Annotated in this window: 12 protein-coding genes and 2 pseudogenes; 2 read left to right on the top strand and 12 right to left on the bottom strand. The window is 48.5% G+C overall.

The features are described from left to right. Positions 1 to 44: 44 nt before the first annotated feature. Positions 45 to 1,502 carry an aminoacyl-histidine dipeptidase gene (locus ACTTHR_RS03800; protein ID WP_442605247.1) on the top strand — a complete coding sequence of 486 codons (1,458 nt, stop codon included), beginning with the start codon at positions 45 to 47 and terminating at the stop codon, positions 1,500 to 1,502. Between the two features lie 83 nt (positions 1,503 to 1,585). Here ACTTHR_RS03800 and prmA read toward each other — a convergent pair whose 3' ends face one another. The 5 genes and pseudogenes from prmA to ACTTHR_RS03825 form a co-directional block, all read right to left on the bottom strand. Then, positions 1,586 to 2,476, bottom strand: a complete 891-nt coding sequence (gene prmA, locus ACTTHR_RS03805; protein WP_442605248.1) for a 50S ribosomal protein L11 methyltransferase — start codon at positions 2,474 to 2,476, stop codon at positions 1,586 to 1,588. A gap of 139 nt (positions 2,477 to 2,615) precedes the next feature. Further along, the gene (locus ACTTHR_RS03810; protein ID WP_442605249.1) at positions 2,616 to 3,605 is read right to left on the bottom strand and encodes an Ig-like domain-containing protein; all 990 of its coding nucleotides are present in this window, start codon (positions 3,603 to 3,605) and stop codon (positions 2,616 to 2,618) included. A gap of 411 nt (positions 3,606 to 4,016) precedes the next feature. After that, positions 4,017 to 4,163 (bottom strand): hypothetical protein, encoded by a 147-nt coding sequence (locus ACTTHR_RS03815; RefSeq protein WP_442605250.1) that lies wholly within the window; start codon positions 4,161 to 4,163, stop codon positions 4,017 to 4,019. A gap of 57 nt (positions 4,164 to 4,220) precedes the next feature. Next, positions 4,221 to 5,897: a T9SS type A sorting domain-containing protein gene (locus tag ACTTHR_RS03820; protein WP_314940146.1), complete on the bottom strand. Its 1,677-nt coding sequence runs from the start codon at positions 5,895 to 5,897 to the stop codon at positions 4,221 to 4,223. Positions 5,898 to 6,066: 169 nt separating this feature from the next. After that, positions 6,067 to 6,462, bottom strand: a pseudogene (locus ACTTHR_RS03825) (IS30 family transposase); the annotation flags it as partial. Positions 6,463 to 6,621: 159 nt separating this feature from the next. Between ACTTHR_RS03825 and ACTTHR_RS03830 the strand changes: the two are divergent. Further along, a pseudogene (locus ACTTHR_RS03830) lies at positions 6,622 to 6,927 on the top strand (transposase); the annotation flags it as partial. A gap of 140 nt (positions 6,928 to 7,067) precedes the next feature. Here ACTTHR_RS03830 and ACTTHR_RS03835 read toward each other — a convergent pair. The 7 genes from ACTTHR_RS03835 to rlmN all read right to left on the bottom strand — a co-directional run bounded on the left by ACTTHR_RS03835 (position 7,068) and on the right by rlmN (position 14,739). Next, complete coding sequence (locus ACTTHR_RS03835; RefSeq protein WP_276773520.1) at positions 7,068 to 7,655, bottom strand: LutC/YkgG family protein; 588 nt, start codon at positions 7,653 to 7,655, stop codon at positions 7,068 to 7,070. A gap of 8 nt (positions 7,656 to 7,663) precedes the next feature. Next, positions 7,664 to 9,034, bottom strand: a complete 1,371-nt coding sequence (locus tag ACTTHR_RS03840; protein WP_442605251.1) for a lactate utilization protein B — start codon at positions 9,032 to 9,034, stop codon at positions 7,664 to 7,666. Continuing rightward, positions 9,031 to 9,771, bottom strand: a complete 741-nt coding sequence (locus tag ACTTHR_RS03845) for a (Fe-S)-binding protein (protein WP_297948977.1) — start codon at positions 9,769 to 9,771, stop codon at positions 9,031 to 9,033. Before ACTTHR_RS03845 ends, ACTTHR_RS03840 begins: the two co-directional genes overlap by 4 nt. A 388-nt stretch (positions 9,772 to 10,159) precedes the next feature. Further along, on the bottom strand, positions 10,160 to 11,716 hold the full coding sequence (locus ACTTHR_RS03850) for a peptide MFS transporter (protein WP_377462835.1): 1,557 nt from the start codon (positions 11,714 to 11,716) through the stop codon (positions 10,160 to 10,162). Positions 11,717 to 11,766: 50 nt separating this feature from the next. Continuing rightward, positions 11,767 to 12,897 (bottom strand): DUF4831 family protein, encoded by a 1,131-nt coding sequence (locus tag ACTTHR_RS03855; protein WP_442605252.1) that lies wholly within the window; start codon positions 12,895 to 12,897, stop codon positions 11,767 to 11,769. Positions 12,898 to 12,938: 41 nt separating this feature from the next. Further along, positions 12,939 to 13,655: a GIY-YIG nuclease family protein gene (locus tag ACTTHR_RS03860; RefSeq protein ID WP_314824740.1), complete on the bottom strand. Its 717-nt coding sequence runs from the start codon at positions 13,653 to 13,655 to the stop codon at positions 12,939 to 12,941. 40 nt (positions 13,656 to 13,695) lie between these two features. Continuing rightward, entirely contained in the window at positions 13,696 to 14,739 is a 1,044-nt protein-coding gene (gene rlmN, locus ACTTHR_RS03865) for a 23S rRNA (adenine(2503)-C(2))-methyltransferase RlmN (RefSeq protein WP_442605253.1), read from the bottom strand. Positions 14,740 to 14,742 lie beyond the last annotated feature (3 nt).

Raw genomic sequence — 14,742 nt, forward strand, 5'->3', positions numbered from 1 at the left:
TTTGTAGCACAAAGATAAGTATAAATAGAACATAGAGAAACGCTATGAACATCACTGAACTCAAGCCCTCTGCAATATGGGGCTACTTCCACCAAATCACTCAAGTGCCTCGTCCGAGCAAAAAAGAAGAGAAGATCCTTGCTTTTCTTAAGAAATTTGCCGAAGAGCACAAATTAGAATACGACCAAGATGCCGCTGGTAATATCGTTATTCGCAAACCTGCCTCCAAAGGCTATGAAAACCGCAAGACGGTAATTCTTCAGAGCCACGTGGATATGGTTTGTGAGAAAAACAACGATACAATCCACGACTTCGACAACGACCCCATCCGCACAATTATTGACGGAGACTGGGTACGTGCCGATGGTACAACACTGGGTGCGGACAACGGAATAGGCGTTGCTGCAGAAATGGCGGTACTAACAGACGATACGCTAGAGCATGGCCCTATCGAATGTCTCTTCACCGTTGACGAAGAAACCGGCCTAACCGGCGCTATGAACCTAGCCCCCGGATTCGTAAAAGGTACCATCCTTCTAAACCTCGATAGCGAAGACGAAGGCGAAATGTTTATCGGCTGCGCCGGAGGTATGGGCACAATGGCTTACTACAAATACACCCAAGAAAAGGCTCCCCAAGAGTACTACTATGCTACCATCAAGGTGAGTGGTCTCAAGGGAGGACACTCAGGCGGTGACATCCATGTAGGGCTTGGCGCTGCCACCAAGATCATCACACGCGCACTCTACGCAGTACGCGAAAAGATGCCCATGGTGCTTGCACATATCGACGGCGGTAACCTACACAACGCCATCGCTCGCGAGGCAACTGCCGTAATCGGGGTGCCCATGAATCAAAAAGAAGCCCTCAGCGTGATTATCAATGAGCTTGATGGCGATGTTCGCCAGGAGCTAAAAGCCGTAGATCCTAGCGTTAAGATTACGGTAAATACAGCCGATGCTCCCGCCCACGTTGTGGATGCCGATACAACTCGTCGCCTTATCTTAGGTCTCTACAGCTGCCCCCACGGCGTGATGGGCATGAGCCACAGCATCGAAGGCCTTGTGGAAACCTCTACCAACCTCGCCTCTATCAAGATGAAAGAGGAGGGTGTAATTCGCGTAGAAACGAGCCAACGCTCCTCTAGCGAATCCCTCAAGACGGATGTTGGTAATATGGTGAAGGCTGTATTCGAATTGAGCGGAGCCGAAGTGGAAGTACGCGACGGCTATCCCGGCTGGAGCCCCAATACGGATTCCCCCATCCTCAAGGTTACGGTGGATGCCTACAAGAGACTCTTTGGCAAAGAACCTGCCGTTAAGGCCATCCATGCAGGGCTTGAGTGCGGACTCTTCCTCAGCAAATACCCCTACCTAGACATGGTTTCGTTTGGTCCTACGCTACGCGACGTTCACTCTCCCGTAGAAAAGATGGAGATCGCCACGGTAGACCTTTTCTGGCGTCACCTTGTAGAGGTACTAAAAAATATCCCCGAAGCATAAACTTCAGGGAGCGATTCTTTACCTGAATCCAATCGCAGGGCCCCATAGCAATGTTCTGTTGCTGTGGGGCTTTTTCATTTCCATTAGTTAGACAAGGAGGTGAAAGAAAGAGCCACCCATTCGCCACTTTCTTTTCTCGCCCTAAGGGCAAAGCCCATCCGCTCTAGGGTAGAGGTGATGATTTCTTCGTCTTCTCCCACGTAAAATCCGCTCACGAGCAAAAGCCCTCCGGGGGATAGTAGTGTTTTATATCGGGGCAAGTCGTGCAGGATGATATTGCGATGGATGTTGGCAAGAAGGCAATCAAAAGCACCTTCGCTCAATGCCAATTCTTCTAGTATTCCTTCGTAAAAGGAGCAGGGAGTCGTAAGTCCATTCAACTCCGCATTATGCCGGGCGTTCTCTACTGCCGTAGCGTCTATATCAACAAAGCTAACGCGCTCGGCTCCCAAGAGGGCTGCGGCAATCCCCAAGACACCGGTACCGCAGCCTACATCCAGCACACATGCGTGAGCAAGAGCTGATTTTTCCTCTAGAAGAAGAGAAAGCATCATCTGCGTCGTATGGTGTGCCCCGCTACCAAAAGCACAGCGCGGCTCTAGCAGCAACTCCCGTGCAGCACAAGGCGAGGGGGCGTGATAGGGTGCTCGCACATACAGATCTTCGCCCAAAGCCAGTGGTGTAAAGCTCTCCGCTTCCCAACGGCTATTCCAGTTCTCACTGGCACAATCCGAAGAGGTGTAGGTAAAAGACAAGGGGAGATACTCCAAATGCCACACGCCTTCGCTAGGGAGAGCGGAGAAAAAGCGTTCACACACATAGCCCACGAGACGCCCCTCCTCGGGATACTCCTCAAACGTTTCGAAGCCAATATCTGCCAAACTTTGGCTCAGAATTGGAAGATAAATCGTGGCATCCCACTCGGCAGCATGGGCCTCGTGGCTCAAGCTAAAAGTGTATTGTTTGTATCTCATCTTGGGACACAAAAGTACAGAAAGACACAAAAAAAAGGAAACCGATAGGAGCAAAAGAAGCGCTCTTCTCGGTTTCCCGTCTAGTAAAATCGCCCTCTCCGGAGAGACTTTCTCAGCCGCCCCCTCGAGTGACAAATTCTTACTTCAGGCCTTCAAAAGTAGCGGAAAAACTAATAGGTTCCACCTGGAAGTAGAGATCGGGACAAGTGAAAACAATAAAATATGGATCCTTGCTCACTTCATCTTTTTTCAATGTTTTGAGTACTTCAATGCCTTTCTTTGATCCAGGCTTTCCACCTCCGCAATGGATCCAAAAAGCAAGAACCTTTGTCTGGAAAATTCCCGAATCTTGGTAGGGTCTGTTCTCACGGACATCAATTGTTACCGTGTAGGGTTCGTTCGGCTTATAACCATTCTGGGGGGTAGCTCCCTCTAAGAATGCAGCCATCTGATAGGGACGAGCATAATTTATATCCGTCCCAAAAATCTCTTTAAGTCGATCTAGGCAGGCACCCGTATTGGTAAACGTATTGCACCACTTAAGGCACTCAGTACCAACACTGCGATTGCGACGGTACATCTCCATCGCCATAATTTCCAAAGCTACAGCCCCCTGAGGCTCCTTCCCTATTTTCTCACGCACCTGCATGAACTCTGCAACGGAGGCAGGGAAACGATTGAAGCTTACTGAGCCACTTTGCCCGGGAGTGTGCTTTTCGTGGCTTATTTCCCCGGTCATTGTAACCTCAATAGGCTCAAGTGTCTTCGTTCCTTTTACTTGCACCTTACATACGGCACGAGCAGATCCGGCAGAAGCTGTGATCTTTGCATTTCCCTCTGCGATCCCGGCTACGGTACCATCGGGCATAACGGTAGCAACTCTCTCGTTGTCCGAAGACCAAGTAACAAACTTGACCTTGGCCTCGGCATTGAGTACAGCCGTGAGTTGTTTGGTTTCATTGACCATGAGGGTCATCTCAGTTGCACTGAGGGTAATTCCTGTCGCGCCATTAGGATCCGGATCGTTACCACCTCCGTTCTTAGGGTCACACCCGGAGCAAACTACACTCATCAAAGCGAGCGTAGCTGCGGTAGTCAATAGAGACATCCATGTTTTCATTTTGTTCATAGCATCTGTAATTTTTAAGTGATTTGTCTATTTCTATTTTGTCTTTTTCCCATTACCCCTTCCTCTCTCTAGGCGGAGAATACAAGGGACGTGGGATGAAAATATCAATCCTTAGAGCATTAATCTCTTCTTCCTACTCTTCATTTGTATACGAGGGCTGCGTAGTATTTTTCACCGTTGTGTCCATGGCGTAGCTCCCAATACGAAGCAAAGGTACTATTTATTTTCGCACAAGCGAATCCATTTTCTGTAAGGGTTCCCGCATCAAACTGTAAGAGTCTGATTATCAACCATGGTTTTGAGTATAATCTCCAAAATGCAATCTTCTGAAAATTAACAACTTGTATTGTCCCGAAATTTTTGATGCGCTTGCCCTGGGAAGTAATGCAAAAGAGTAAGTAGATTATCGGTTCATTCGATGCTTTCGGAGGGTTTGCCTCGCGCTTTCGCTGTGCCGGTAGTTAGGTATTTGTCGAGCAGAGATTGCTGCCGAAGAGTTGCGCTCTTGCCCGCCAATGAATAGGCAGAGGGGATGCGCTGGTCTTTATGCCACGGCACATCCCCTCAATATATTCTCTTGCTCCTCTCAGAGCATCGGACGGAGTAGTACGGGGTTTAGTGTTTTACAGATAGCTTCAAATGCTTCCCTCCCGCCTTTACTACATAGTTGCCTGCGGGCAGTGTGGAGAGGTCAAGCTCTACTGCACCCGCTTCGTTAGCCTCGGCAGCGAGCAAGCGTATCCCCTCTAAGCTGTATAGGGCGATGGATGCCCCTGCTTTTGCCCCCTCTACCTGTACGTAATGGGTGGCAGGGTTGGGATAAACACGTAGGTCGGCAACATCTACCTCTTCTACAGCAAGCGTCTTCATTATCTTCACTTCTGTGGCGGGTTTATCCCCGGACATGACGAACTGCATCGTGTAAGGTGTGCCATCCCATTGGAAGCTGTAATTGCCTACCACAGCGTTTTGCGGCTGAGTTATCGTGACACCCTCCAATTTAATCGACTCAAACCCACCGATAGCATAGGGACCAGGATCTTTATAAGAACCGGAAGTTTTGGCATAGATACTCGCATTCTTAATCACTAAGCGGGACTGATACCCCCAGCCTGCGTTAATCCCGGCATAAGCACTCCCATCTGATTCCGGCATGGTAACGATAGAGCAATCCTCTATCGTCAGAGAGGTGCCAAGATCTACAAATATTCCCGATTCTATTGTTTTGGTAGTAAGTTTTCCGCTTCCTACAATACTCATATTTGTTGCCGTATAGAGAGTCGTTTCGCTAGGAGAGTTGAATTGATTTTCCCCCTCAAGGTGCAAGATGAATGGCTTCTCTTCGGAATGATTGCCCACGTATATACAGTTAACATTGCCACTAGTTTGTATCGTGACATCCTTGATACTTAGCTTCTTATCCTTATGCGAATAAGTTATATGCCCGTTATACCCGACGGAGACGCCCTCGATTTTATCGAGTTTGTCCGCATTCCCTGAGTCTATTTCTACTCCACAAATACTAAATTCATAGGGAATCGCTTTTTTTTCTATTCTCACTTCTGTGGCGGGTTTATCCCCAGACATGACGAACTGCTTCGTGTAAGATGCGCCATCCCAGGAGAAGGTGTAACTACCTATCTCCGCATTGCTCGGCTGAGTTATTACGGATCCCTCTCGGGTGATACTCTCAAACCCGCCGATAGCATAGGGATAAGGACCGTCTTCTTTTCCAGTTGCTTTGGCGTAGATACTGGCATTCTTAATCACTAATTTGGTTTGAGTATCCCAGTCTCCACCAATGCCGGTATAACCCTCTCCGTCCGTCTCGGAGACGATCTCGAGAGAGCAATCTTCGATCGCGAGAGTAGCGCCGTGATGTACGAAGATCCCACTTCTTTGTTTTGTTCTTATAAAGAGTTTACCGCTTCCCTCAATACGTGTATCACATTCCGTCCAAAAAGCTGTAATATCAGTGGCGTTAAACTGATTTTTTCCCTCAAGGTGCAATGTGAATGGCAGATTTTTGTATGCTGAGTACACGAATAGACAGCTCTCTCCCTCTTCAGCTTGCATTGAGACATCCTTGATGCTTAGCGTGTTAGTCTCGGGTGAGTAGGAGATATATCCACCAGCCCCGACGGTGACGCCCTTGATTTTATCGAGTTTGTCCACGTTTCCCGAGTTGACTCTTACTCTACAAATCTCAAAGCCATACTCTGTCTGAGCTTTTGCGATTCCGGAGCCTAATAGTAATACTAGTAGTACTCCCATTAAATGTTTTAGTTTCATAGACTTATATATTATAAGGTTCAAAAATAACAAGTTAAACACTATCAAATACTACCACACCAGCCCCGCAGAGGGTGGTACTACCTAATAACCTGCACCACAAATGTAATGAAACATTTTTGATATGCAAAACAAAAGAGGAGGTAATCAGGGCTTGCAGATTCCAGTATCAAGTGCAACGGTATGAAAAAAGTAGTGCAAGGACTTCATTCGGAGATTTAAAGTCCAAACTTTTCTTAGGTCTGTTGTTTAGGAGTCTCCTGATATTTCGTATTTGTTTGTCATCAATATCTTTGAACGAAGTTCCTTTGGGTATGTATTGTCGAATGAGTTTGTTGAGCAATTCAACATGGGGCTTGTCTGTTGAACAATAAGGTTTGGCAAAAAAGACGGGAACACGGAGCGCCCTCTCAATGGATCTAAAAGCCATAAATTCCGATCCGTTGTCTGTGGTTATGGAATGCAACAATCCCATCCTCTTGAAGTAAGCCAAACTCCGATTAACGACCCGAGCCAACGCCTTGGCATTCTTGTCATTAGGTAACTTTTCAATGATGGCATACCCCAATAGTGTCCTAAACGTTTTGCAGGGTAAAGAGAAAAGGATAGGTTTGTAATTGAAACAAAGCACAGCTAGTGAAAGCTGTCACAAACCACCCTTTTCAATGGCAAAAATAACACTATTGGTTACACGATTGATTTGTATACCAATGACTTTAAGCATGCCGCCGGCACTATTGCAGCACTATATCGCTCACGTTGGAAGATTGAAATCTTCTTTAGAAACCTCAAGCAAAACCTACATATCAAAAGTTTTCTAGGAACCTCTCAAAACGCTGTCGAGATTCAGATTTGGACGGCTCTGATTACGATTCTCCTACTTCAATATCTCAAGCGAATAGCAAAACACCCCTGGTGTCTCTCCAACTTAACAGCATCTTTGAGACTCAACACGTTCACCAAAATCGACCTCTTTCAGTGGATAAATAAGCCGTTCTCACCGCCTCCGGACGAGCCCGAAATAGCATAGGGGGGATACCCCCGTTTTTACCGCAAATGTCAAGGGGCGATTGACCCGCTTGACAGCTATCTCACACCTTTCGCCCGCCAAAAACGTTTAGGACACTATTGGCTGTACACCCTTTTTCTATAGGATAAAAAGGAGCGTCCTTAGCGAATCAAAACCACAACGCCTCTGGCTCCATGCGCCCCCATTACAAGGGCTTGCTCTATATCGGCTGTCTTACTAGGACCACTAATAAAGCCTGAATAGGGAGTACTAGGTGCCATCTCCTCTACCTTTTTATAAGCCTCGTGCATATTATTGACAAGGGCTGTGCGCTCTACGATAAAGACCAAATTCTCCGAGATAAAGAACTGAGCACGCCACTCCTCAGTCTGCTCTACCCAAAGACACGCGTTCTCACAAACGCCCAAGGGAGAGGCTAGAATGGTGACATCGGTACCGTTCATAGCCTCGGCAGTAGCCACCTCTTTGGGGTGCGTTACAGGCAGCCCCGGCAGCTCTAAATTACTTATGAAGCGTGTTGCCTCAGGGTAAAGTGCTTGTATGGTAGCCGCTATATCAGCATCGGGAGCCAGCACTTCTGCCCGTCCGCCAACAGCCGCTACCATCTGGATAAATTGCTCTACCTTATCGGGGTATGTAACGGCTACAAAATGCTCTATATCGGGGTAGGGTGCCGCCTGTGGGCTATTGCGGCGTATATTATCTAGTATCTTGCTTTTACTGTCCATAGGGTATGCTATTTAGTTTTGTGCGTACGCTTCCACCAATCATTGAAAGACTCTCGGGCAAATTTAGGCAGGTCACGAGCCTCTCCCCAAGCGTTAAGCCTATTGTAAATTAGGGGACGAGGCATCTTGTTTACAATGGGAGCCATACGGAGTGCTGTGTTGAAAAGCGAGGGTGCATCCATAAGAAACTTCATCCCTTTTGACATCCATTTCTTTTCGGGATTGGCTACTCCTAGGGCATCCATCTGCTGCCGCCATCGGTAGATTTGCTCCCCTAAGTCTATCTTCACGGGGCAAACATTACTGCACGAGAGGCAGAGCGAACAGGCAGACACATTGCCACTATAGCGTTTGGGGTCACGCAGCATGCCTAGATTTATACCCAGAGGCCCTGGGATAAAGTAGCTGTAAGAGTAGCCTCCTGAGCGGCGATACACAGGGCACGTATTCATGCAAGCACCGCAACGAATACAGTGAAGCATCTTCTCGTGCTCTCGATTGGCAAGCATCTCAGTGCGCCCATTATCCACGATAATAAAGTGCAGCTCGCCCCCCTTCTGGGGTGTACGGAAAGAGGATGTGTAGGTAGTAGTGGGTTGTCCCGTGGCAGAACGTGCCAGCAATCGTGTGAAAACCCCTAGGGCTGATAGGTTGGCAACGACCTTTTCTATACCAAACGAACAGATATTGAGCTTCTGACAAGCCATACCCATATCGGCATTCCCCTCATTGGTGCAGACGACCACCTCTCCCGTAGAAGCCACGGCAAAGTTGCCGCCCGTCATTGCTGCGTCGGCATGTAGAAAGTAGTTACGGAGATTTTTACGGGCAGCATGGGTCAAGTAGGTAGGGTCTGAATTACCCTTTTCCGTGCCCATTTCTCGCTCGAATAGCTCGCCTACCTCCTCACGCTTAATGTGGATAGCCGGGAGTACAATATGGCTAGGTTTAGCGTGCATTAACTGCAAAATACGCTCCCCCAGATCAGACTCTACCACGTCAATCCCTCGCTCTAGAAGGTACTCATTAAGCCCACACTCCTCACAGAGCATTGACTTACTTTTGACTAGGCGATGCACCTTGTGGCTCTGTAGCAACTCGTGCACAATGCGGTTATGCTCCTCCGCATCAGCTGCCCAGTGTACCACTACTCCATTCTTCTGTGCATTCGCCTCAAACTGCTGCAGTAGTTCGGCAAGGTGCGTTATATTGTATCGTTTTAGGTCGTGCGCCATTTGGCGTAATTCTTCCCACTCGGGCACTGCATGGCTCATCTTATCCCGCTTCTCTCGTACGAACCATAGGGCTTGGTCGTGCCAAGCTACACGCGGACGATTCTCTAGAAACGTAGCCGCAGCCTTTGCATGTGATGTACTCATAGGTTTGCTGCTAATATCTCAATGGCATGAATGGTTTGGATGGATAGTTGCTCCCTATCTATTACTCCCTGCATGTGCATTAGGCACGAACTATCCGAACCGGTGATGTACTCGGCACCTGTCTGCATGTGATCCCGCACTTTGTCTCGCCCCATACAGGCAGAAACGGCTGGCTCTTCTACGGCAAACATACCCCCGAAGCCACAACACTCATCTATGCGCTTAGGCTCTACAATGGCAATGCCTTGTACCAGCTCTAGTAGGTTGCGTATTTTATTTTGATAGGGAACATTGCGCTCACTCGGGGTAGAAAGCCCCAACTCTCGCACGCCATGGCAACTATTATGCAGACTTACACAGTGTGGGAAACGTGAGGGCAGCGAGGTCACTTTAAGGTCGTCATGCAAAAACTCTATCACATCACGAATCTTCCCCGGAGCCTGACACCGATGGTCTCCCTCGTGGAGTATGTGGGGGTAATTCTCCTTTACAAAGGCAACGCAGCTGGCTGATGGCCCAACGATTACATCGTGAGAGGCAAAAAGCTCCTCGAATCGCTCTGCCAAGTGACGGGCTTTAGGCTCGTAGCCTGCATTCGCCATAGGTTGCCCACAACAGGTTTGGTTTAGGGGGTAATGCACGTCTAAGCCCAAGGACTCTAACAGCCTATAGGTAGCAATACCTACCTGAGGATAGACTGCATTGACGTAGCAAGGGATAAATAATCCTACTTTCATTTGTATAACTCTTCTCTCTCAGAAAAGAAAGCTCCATCACCACTCTTGGAGGGAACTCTCCGCCTGCTTTCCAAAAAATCTTCGCCTATAAAGGCACCCAAAAGTAGCAAAAGTGCTGCAACAATGGTGCGGATGGAGTGTATTTTCCGCCAATAAAAAGTCAGAATCCGCCCAGAAATGTCCGTCGTTACAGGGTGAAATCTCCCGATTTCTCAGGCAGAATCGGAATAAAAAACAGCCTATATCTCAAGAGAAATTAGGCTGCAGACGAAGGAGAAATGCAGGGGCTCTACGTTGGCAGGGAGCCGCACCCCCTGAAACAAGTAGCCCCTGCCTCTCACAGATGGAGGGCAGGGGCCATTCTCAATTAAGAGAAATGGGATGGGGATTAGCGAGCTACACGCTCAAGCCACTTGACCATAGCCAACATGATTCCCATGGAGATAATGCAGACAATTGCAAATACTGTCCAGCACTGCCAGAGAGGGATCTTGTTGTACATCAACGGGCCAATCCAAATTAGCAAGTTACCGATGGCAGTTGCACCGAGCCACAAGCCTTGGCACAAACCCTGCAAGTGCTTGGGAGCCACCTTAGATACAAACGACAACCCTAGAGGTGAGATAAAGAGCTCTGCCACCGTAAGGAAGAAATAGGTAACGATGAGCACCCATGCTCCGGACTTCATGGCATTTTGTGCCGTTTGGTCCATAGCGCGGAATTCGTCGCCCGAGGGGAATCCATTGATCATTGACAAGATTGCCAAGAACACATAGGCAATGGCAGCAATAGCCATACCGATAGCAATCTTACGAGGCGTAGAGATACTTCTTCCTCTACGTGCCAATGCCCCAAAGATGGCCATGATGATGGGGGTGAGCACAATCACGAAGAAGGGATTCACAGCCTGCCAAATTTCGGGGGGAATAGAGGAGGTTACGATAAAGTCGCGAGCAAAAACAGAGAGTGACTGTCCGTTTTGGTGGAAAGAGAACCAGAAGAAGATGGCAACACCCAATACAGCAAAGAGAGCATACAAACGACGCTTAATCTCAGACGCCATAGCAGCCTTTTCTTCGGGCGTATAGTCTACTGCCTTGTGCGCTTCTTTCTTAGCAGGGTTAGGCAATTGCTTCTTCGTTACAACAAAAATCACCATAGAGATAAGCATGGCAACAACGGAAGCAATAAACGAGTAGTGCACCCCGGCGTTGAAGATGTCTAGGTATCTTTGGCAGAATTCAAGAGTCACTTCTGAGCCACCAACTTCGGATACCAACTTGGTGATATTGTCCAAGTCTTGTCCCACCAAGTTGCCTCCGTTATTGATAAACTTATGGCACAATTCGGGCAGACTTGCGTTGTAGGTCAAGTTGTGAACCCCGAGCCACCAGCTTCTCAAGAGAGGGGCAACGAAGGGAGCAATGAGACCACCGATGTTGATGAAAACGTAGAAGATTTGGAACCCGGAGTCGCGCTTACCCTTAGCAAGACGGAGAGCTTCTTCGCCCTCTTTGGCAGCCTCGGTTTCCAAGTCGTCGTACATCTGACCCACAATGGCTTGCAGGTTACCCTTGAAAAGCCCGTTACCAAAAGCGATGAGCAACAGCGCAAAGCAAGTGAAGGGAAGCAGCCAGCTGATGTTGTCGGAAGTAGACATGATGGGGATAGAAATCAAGACGTACCCCAACGTCATAATGGCGAGACCCGAAATGATCGTTGCCTTATAATTCTGACTTCTATCGGCAACAATACCCCCAACAAGGCTGAGGATGTAAATCAATGCGTAGAAGACGGAGTAGATCACACCACTCGTGGTGTCGTCCAATCCAAACTTGGAACAGAGGAATAGCAGTAGCACTGCGTTCATAATGTAGTAGCCAAAGCGTTCCCCCATGTTACTTAGGGCTGCCGCTACAAGTCCTTTCGGATGATTTTTGAACATACTGGTTACTAGGAATTAATATGATTAATGATTTTGAATTTACAAGCGTCCTATGGCATAGGTGTTGCTACAGGATTTATACCAAGCAAGGCCCCCGTATCCGTATCAAAGAGGATGGAAAAAGTGTTGTCTTTGCTCTTCGGGATTTGATTGGCGAGCGAAACTCGTGTGCCAAACTGAGTAATGGGCACCTCCACCTCGGCAAAGAGGCGAGAGCCCTTCTGGAGGCGAACCGTGGCGCTCCCCGGCAAGTTATATATGATACCATGCAACTTCCGCTCCTGCTTTGCCAGCTCCTCGGGGGAGAGCAAAGGGGCGCGGCGCGTTGCCTTCAGGTCTAAGGTAATCGCTTCTCCCTCTCGGCTCGTTGCAGGCAAGAGACCCACGACGGGAGAAAAGCGAGCGATGGTGCGGCGGTTTATCTCCTCCTCCGGCTCCACTTTGTAGTGTTGCGTAAGGGGTTCTCGCGCCGTTGTCCCCACAAAAAGACGCTCCACCGCTGCAATTTGCCCCTCAAGGCGAGAAACAGCCAAGGTATACGCCTCTCCCTCTCGGGGCGCATACTCTGCCTTACCCGAGAGCAGACTCATGAGATCTTCTCGAAGAGAAAAAAGATGATTGGCGGCAATTTGAGCCTTTTTAGCACGCGAAGTAGCCAAGGCAAACTCCCGAGGGAGCAAGGGATCTACGCCCTCTTGCCTAGGGGCAAACGGCGGAGATGCAACCTCCTCTTGTAGGGGCGTAGAATAGCCGTTGATACCCGATAGTATTCCATTTTTGGTTAGAGCGACATAGCTATAGGGCTGTGCTACCTTAAACTCCACCAGGTAACTATAGTTTTCGTCGGGGACTCCCAACGAACGAACTTCCGCCGACTCAATCTCATACGATATGGTCAATTCGGTAGCCACTTTCTGCCCGAGAAGAAGTGGGGCATAGTCCGAAAATTCTCCCGGAGTTACGGTTGTTTTTACAACCCTTAGAGCTATATCCAACTGGCTCTTAGGCAAGTAGTAGACGACGCCTCGGTCTTGATATTCGGTAGCGGAGTAGCGTACAACATCAGTCTGCGCCCTCATCATCATGGGACATAAAACGATGAAAGCCACTGAGAGGGCTAGTTGCTGTAAAGCCTTGTGCATGATACCATTTGCCAAATTCGTGAGAACAAAACTAATCAATTCTAGTGTAAAAGAGAAGTCTTTTCACGCTAGATCATTCCTCAGGTCTCGGCTGATTGAGATTCTTTTGCCTCTTTTTCCTTTCGCAAATCCTCTAAAATACGCCCATGATAAGAGAAGTACTTAGATCCCTGATAAGCACCAGACGTGTTTTGCAGATCGGAGGGTAAGAACTCTCGTACGAAGGGGGAAAGCTTATAAACTTTACCCTGATGCTCTACTTGATTGTCACTGGCAACACGTACTATAAGCCCTGTTGGATCAAAACGCACAAGAGCTCCCACTTCTATTCCAATAAGGCTAAAGCGAAAACGCTCTCGCGTGCTTCGCGGTTCTGTACTGCCAGGGAGCAGCTTCGCCCCTCCTTTGAAAACGGGTTTCTGAGAAGGCAAAATAAGCCCACCCTCAACTGAAAGTATGGGTTTATTATTGTTGTACTCCACAATCTCTGCATCATCTATTGTATTGGCAATATCACGGAAGATATCTAGAGCAACATGAGGGGGAACATTAAAAAACTCTCTATTCTGCCGTATCCGCAAGTGGGTTAATCTATCAATCATTTTGTGTACCAAATGCTCAATCTCATGGTACTTTACAGATTGGATCGTTGCATATATCTCAAAAGGGAGAGGAACGGCTGTATTATCCAGTTCCTTAGAACGGATATTGACAGGACGAGAGCTCTTGCCTATCTTCACCCAATCCTCTCGGAAACTCGGGTTGGTAAGGATATACACGTAACCAGTTTCTTGCATATTTCTTGTATCAGTCAACTCGTACAAAGATAAGTATTTTTTATACAGAGATAGGGCAATCCCCTTTAGATGTCTGGTGCTGCGCAGAGAGCATACCGCAGGCGGCGGCGATGTCTTCCCCTCGCGAAGCTCGTATCGTTGTAGGTACTCCCGCCCCGTTGAGGTAGTCCGCAAAGCGTTGCATTCGCTCCTCTTGGGAGGAGGGCAAAGCCACATTAGGGATACGATGATAACGGATCAGATTGATATGACACTCGAGAGGACGGATAAGCCGCAGGAGTGCTTTGGCATGGGCGATATCGTCGTTAAGCCCGCCGAAAACGATGTACTCAAAAGTAAGTCTACGCTGACCCGAGAAGTTATACCGCTTGAGCGTCTCTATCGTTTTCTCTATGGGCATGGCTCGCTCTATGGGCATCATCGAGAGTCGCTCCTCGGGGAGTGCATTATGCAAACTAATCGCAAGGTGACAAGAGCATTGCTCCAAGAACTTAGAAAGCCCCGGTTCCAATCCGATAGACGATAGCGTGATTCTCTTGGGGCTCATGGCCAACCCCGAGGGGTGCGTAAGGCAAGCTATGCTCTTGAGTACAGCCTCCACATTGTCGAGCGGCTCCCCCATTCCCATATAGACGATATTGGTAAGCTTGTCGCTATCGGGTATGGAGAGGATTTGATTTACAATCTCGGAAGGGGTGAGATTACCCTTGAATCCCTGCTTCCCGGTCATGCAAAAGAGGCAATCCATCTTGCATCCGATTTGGGAGGAGACGCATAGCGTAGCGCGATCCCCCTCGGGGATGTAAACACTCTCGACGTACTGCGCCCCATCACCCACGGCAAAGAGGAACTTGCGCGTACCGTCTTTGGAGTCGGCTCGTGCTACGGGTGCCTTTCGCCCTATCGTTGCTTTCTCTTGCAGCAGAGCCCGGTGGCGAAGGGAGATATTGGTCATTTCGTCAAAGGAAGTGACGCGTTTGTTGTAAATCCAATCTGCCAGCTGCCGACCTGCGAACTTGGGCATCCCGATGGAGAGAGCAAGGCCGGTAAGCTCCTCGGGTAGCATCCCTAATAGGGTAATCATACA

Source organism: Porphyromonas endodontalis (assembly GCF_052173515.1).
GTDB lineage: Bacteria > Bacteroidota > Bacteroidia > Bacteroidales > Porphyromonadaceae > Porphyromonas > Porphyromonas endodontalis_A.

Bases quoted from the DNA above. Each gene is read 5' to 3' on its own strand.
- ACTTHR_RS03810 (WP_442605249.1), bottom strand. From the start codon at position 3,605: ATGAACAAAATGAAAACATGGATGTCTCTATTGACTACCGCAGCTACG.
- ACTTHR_RS03800 (WP_442605247.1), top strand. From the start codon at position 45: ATGAACATCACTGAACTCAAGCCCTCTGCAATATGGGGCTACTTCCAC.
- ACTTHR_RS03845 (WP_297948977.1), bottom strand. From the start codon at position 9,771: ATGAAAGTAGGATTATTTATCCCTTGCTACGTCAATGCAGTCTATCCT.
- ACTTHR_RS03850 (WP_377462835.1), bottom strand. From the start codon at position 11,716: ATGTTCAAAAATCATCCGAAAGGACTTGTAGCGGCAGCCCTAAGTAAC.
- ACTTHR_RS03820 (WP_314940146.1), bottom strand. From the start codon at position 5,897: ATGAAACTAAAACATTTAATGGGAGTACTACTAGTATTACTATTAGGC.
- ACTTHR_RS03860 (WP_314824740.1), bottom strand. From the start codon at position 13,655: ATGCAAGAAACTGGTTACGTGTATATCCTTACCAACCCGAGTTTCCGA.
- ACTTHR_RS03835 (WP_276773520.1), bottom strand. From the start codon at position 7,655: ATGGACAGTAAAAGCAAGATACTAGATAATATACGCCGCAATAGCCCA.
- ACTTHR_RS03840 (WP_442605251.1), bottom strand. From the start codon at position 9,034: ATGAGTACATCACATGCAAAGGCTGCGGCTACGTTTCTAGAGAATCGT.
- rlmN (WP_442605253.1), bottom strand. From the start codon at position 14,739: ATGATTACCCTATTAGGGATGCTACCCGAGGAGCTTACCGGCCTTGCT.
- prmA (WP_442605248.1), bottom strand. From the start codon at position 2,476: ATGAGATACAAACAATACACTTTTAGCTTGAGCCACGAGGCCCATGCT.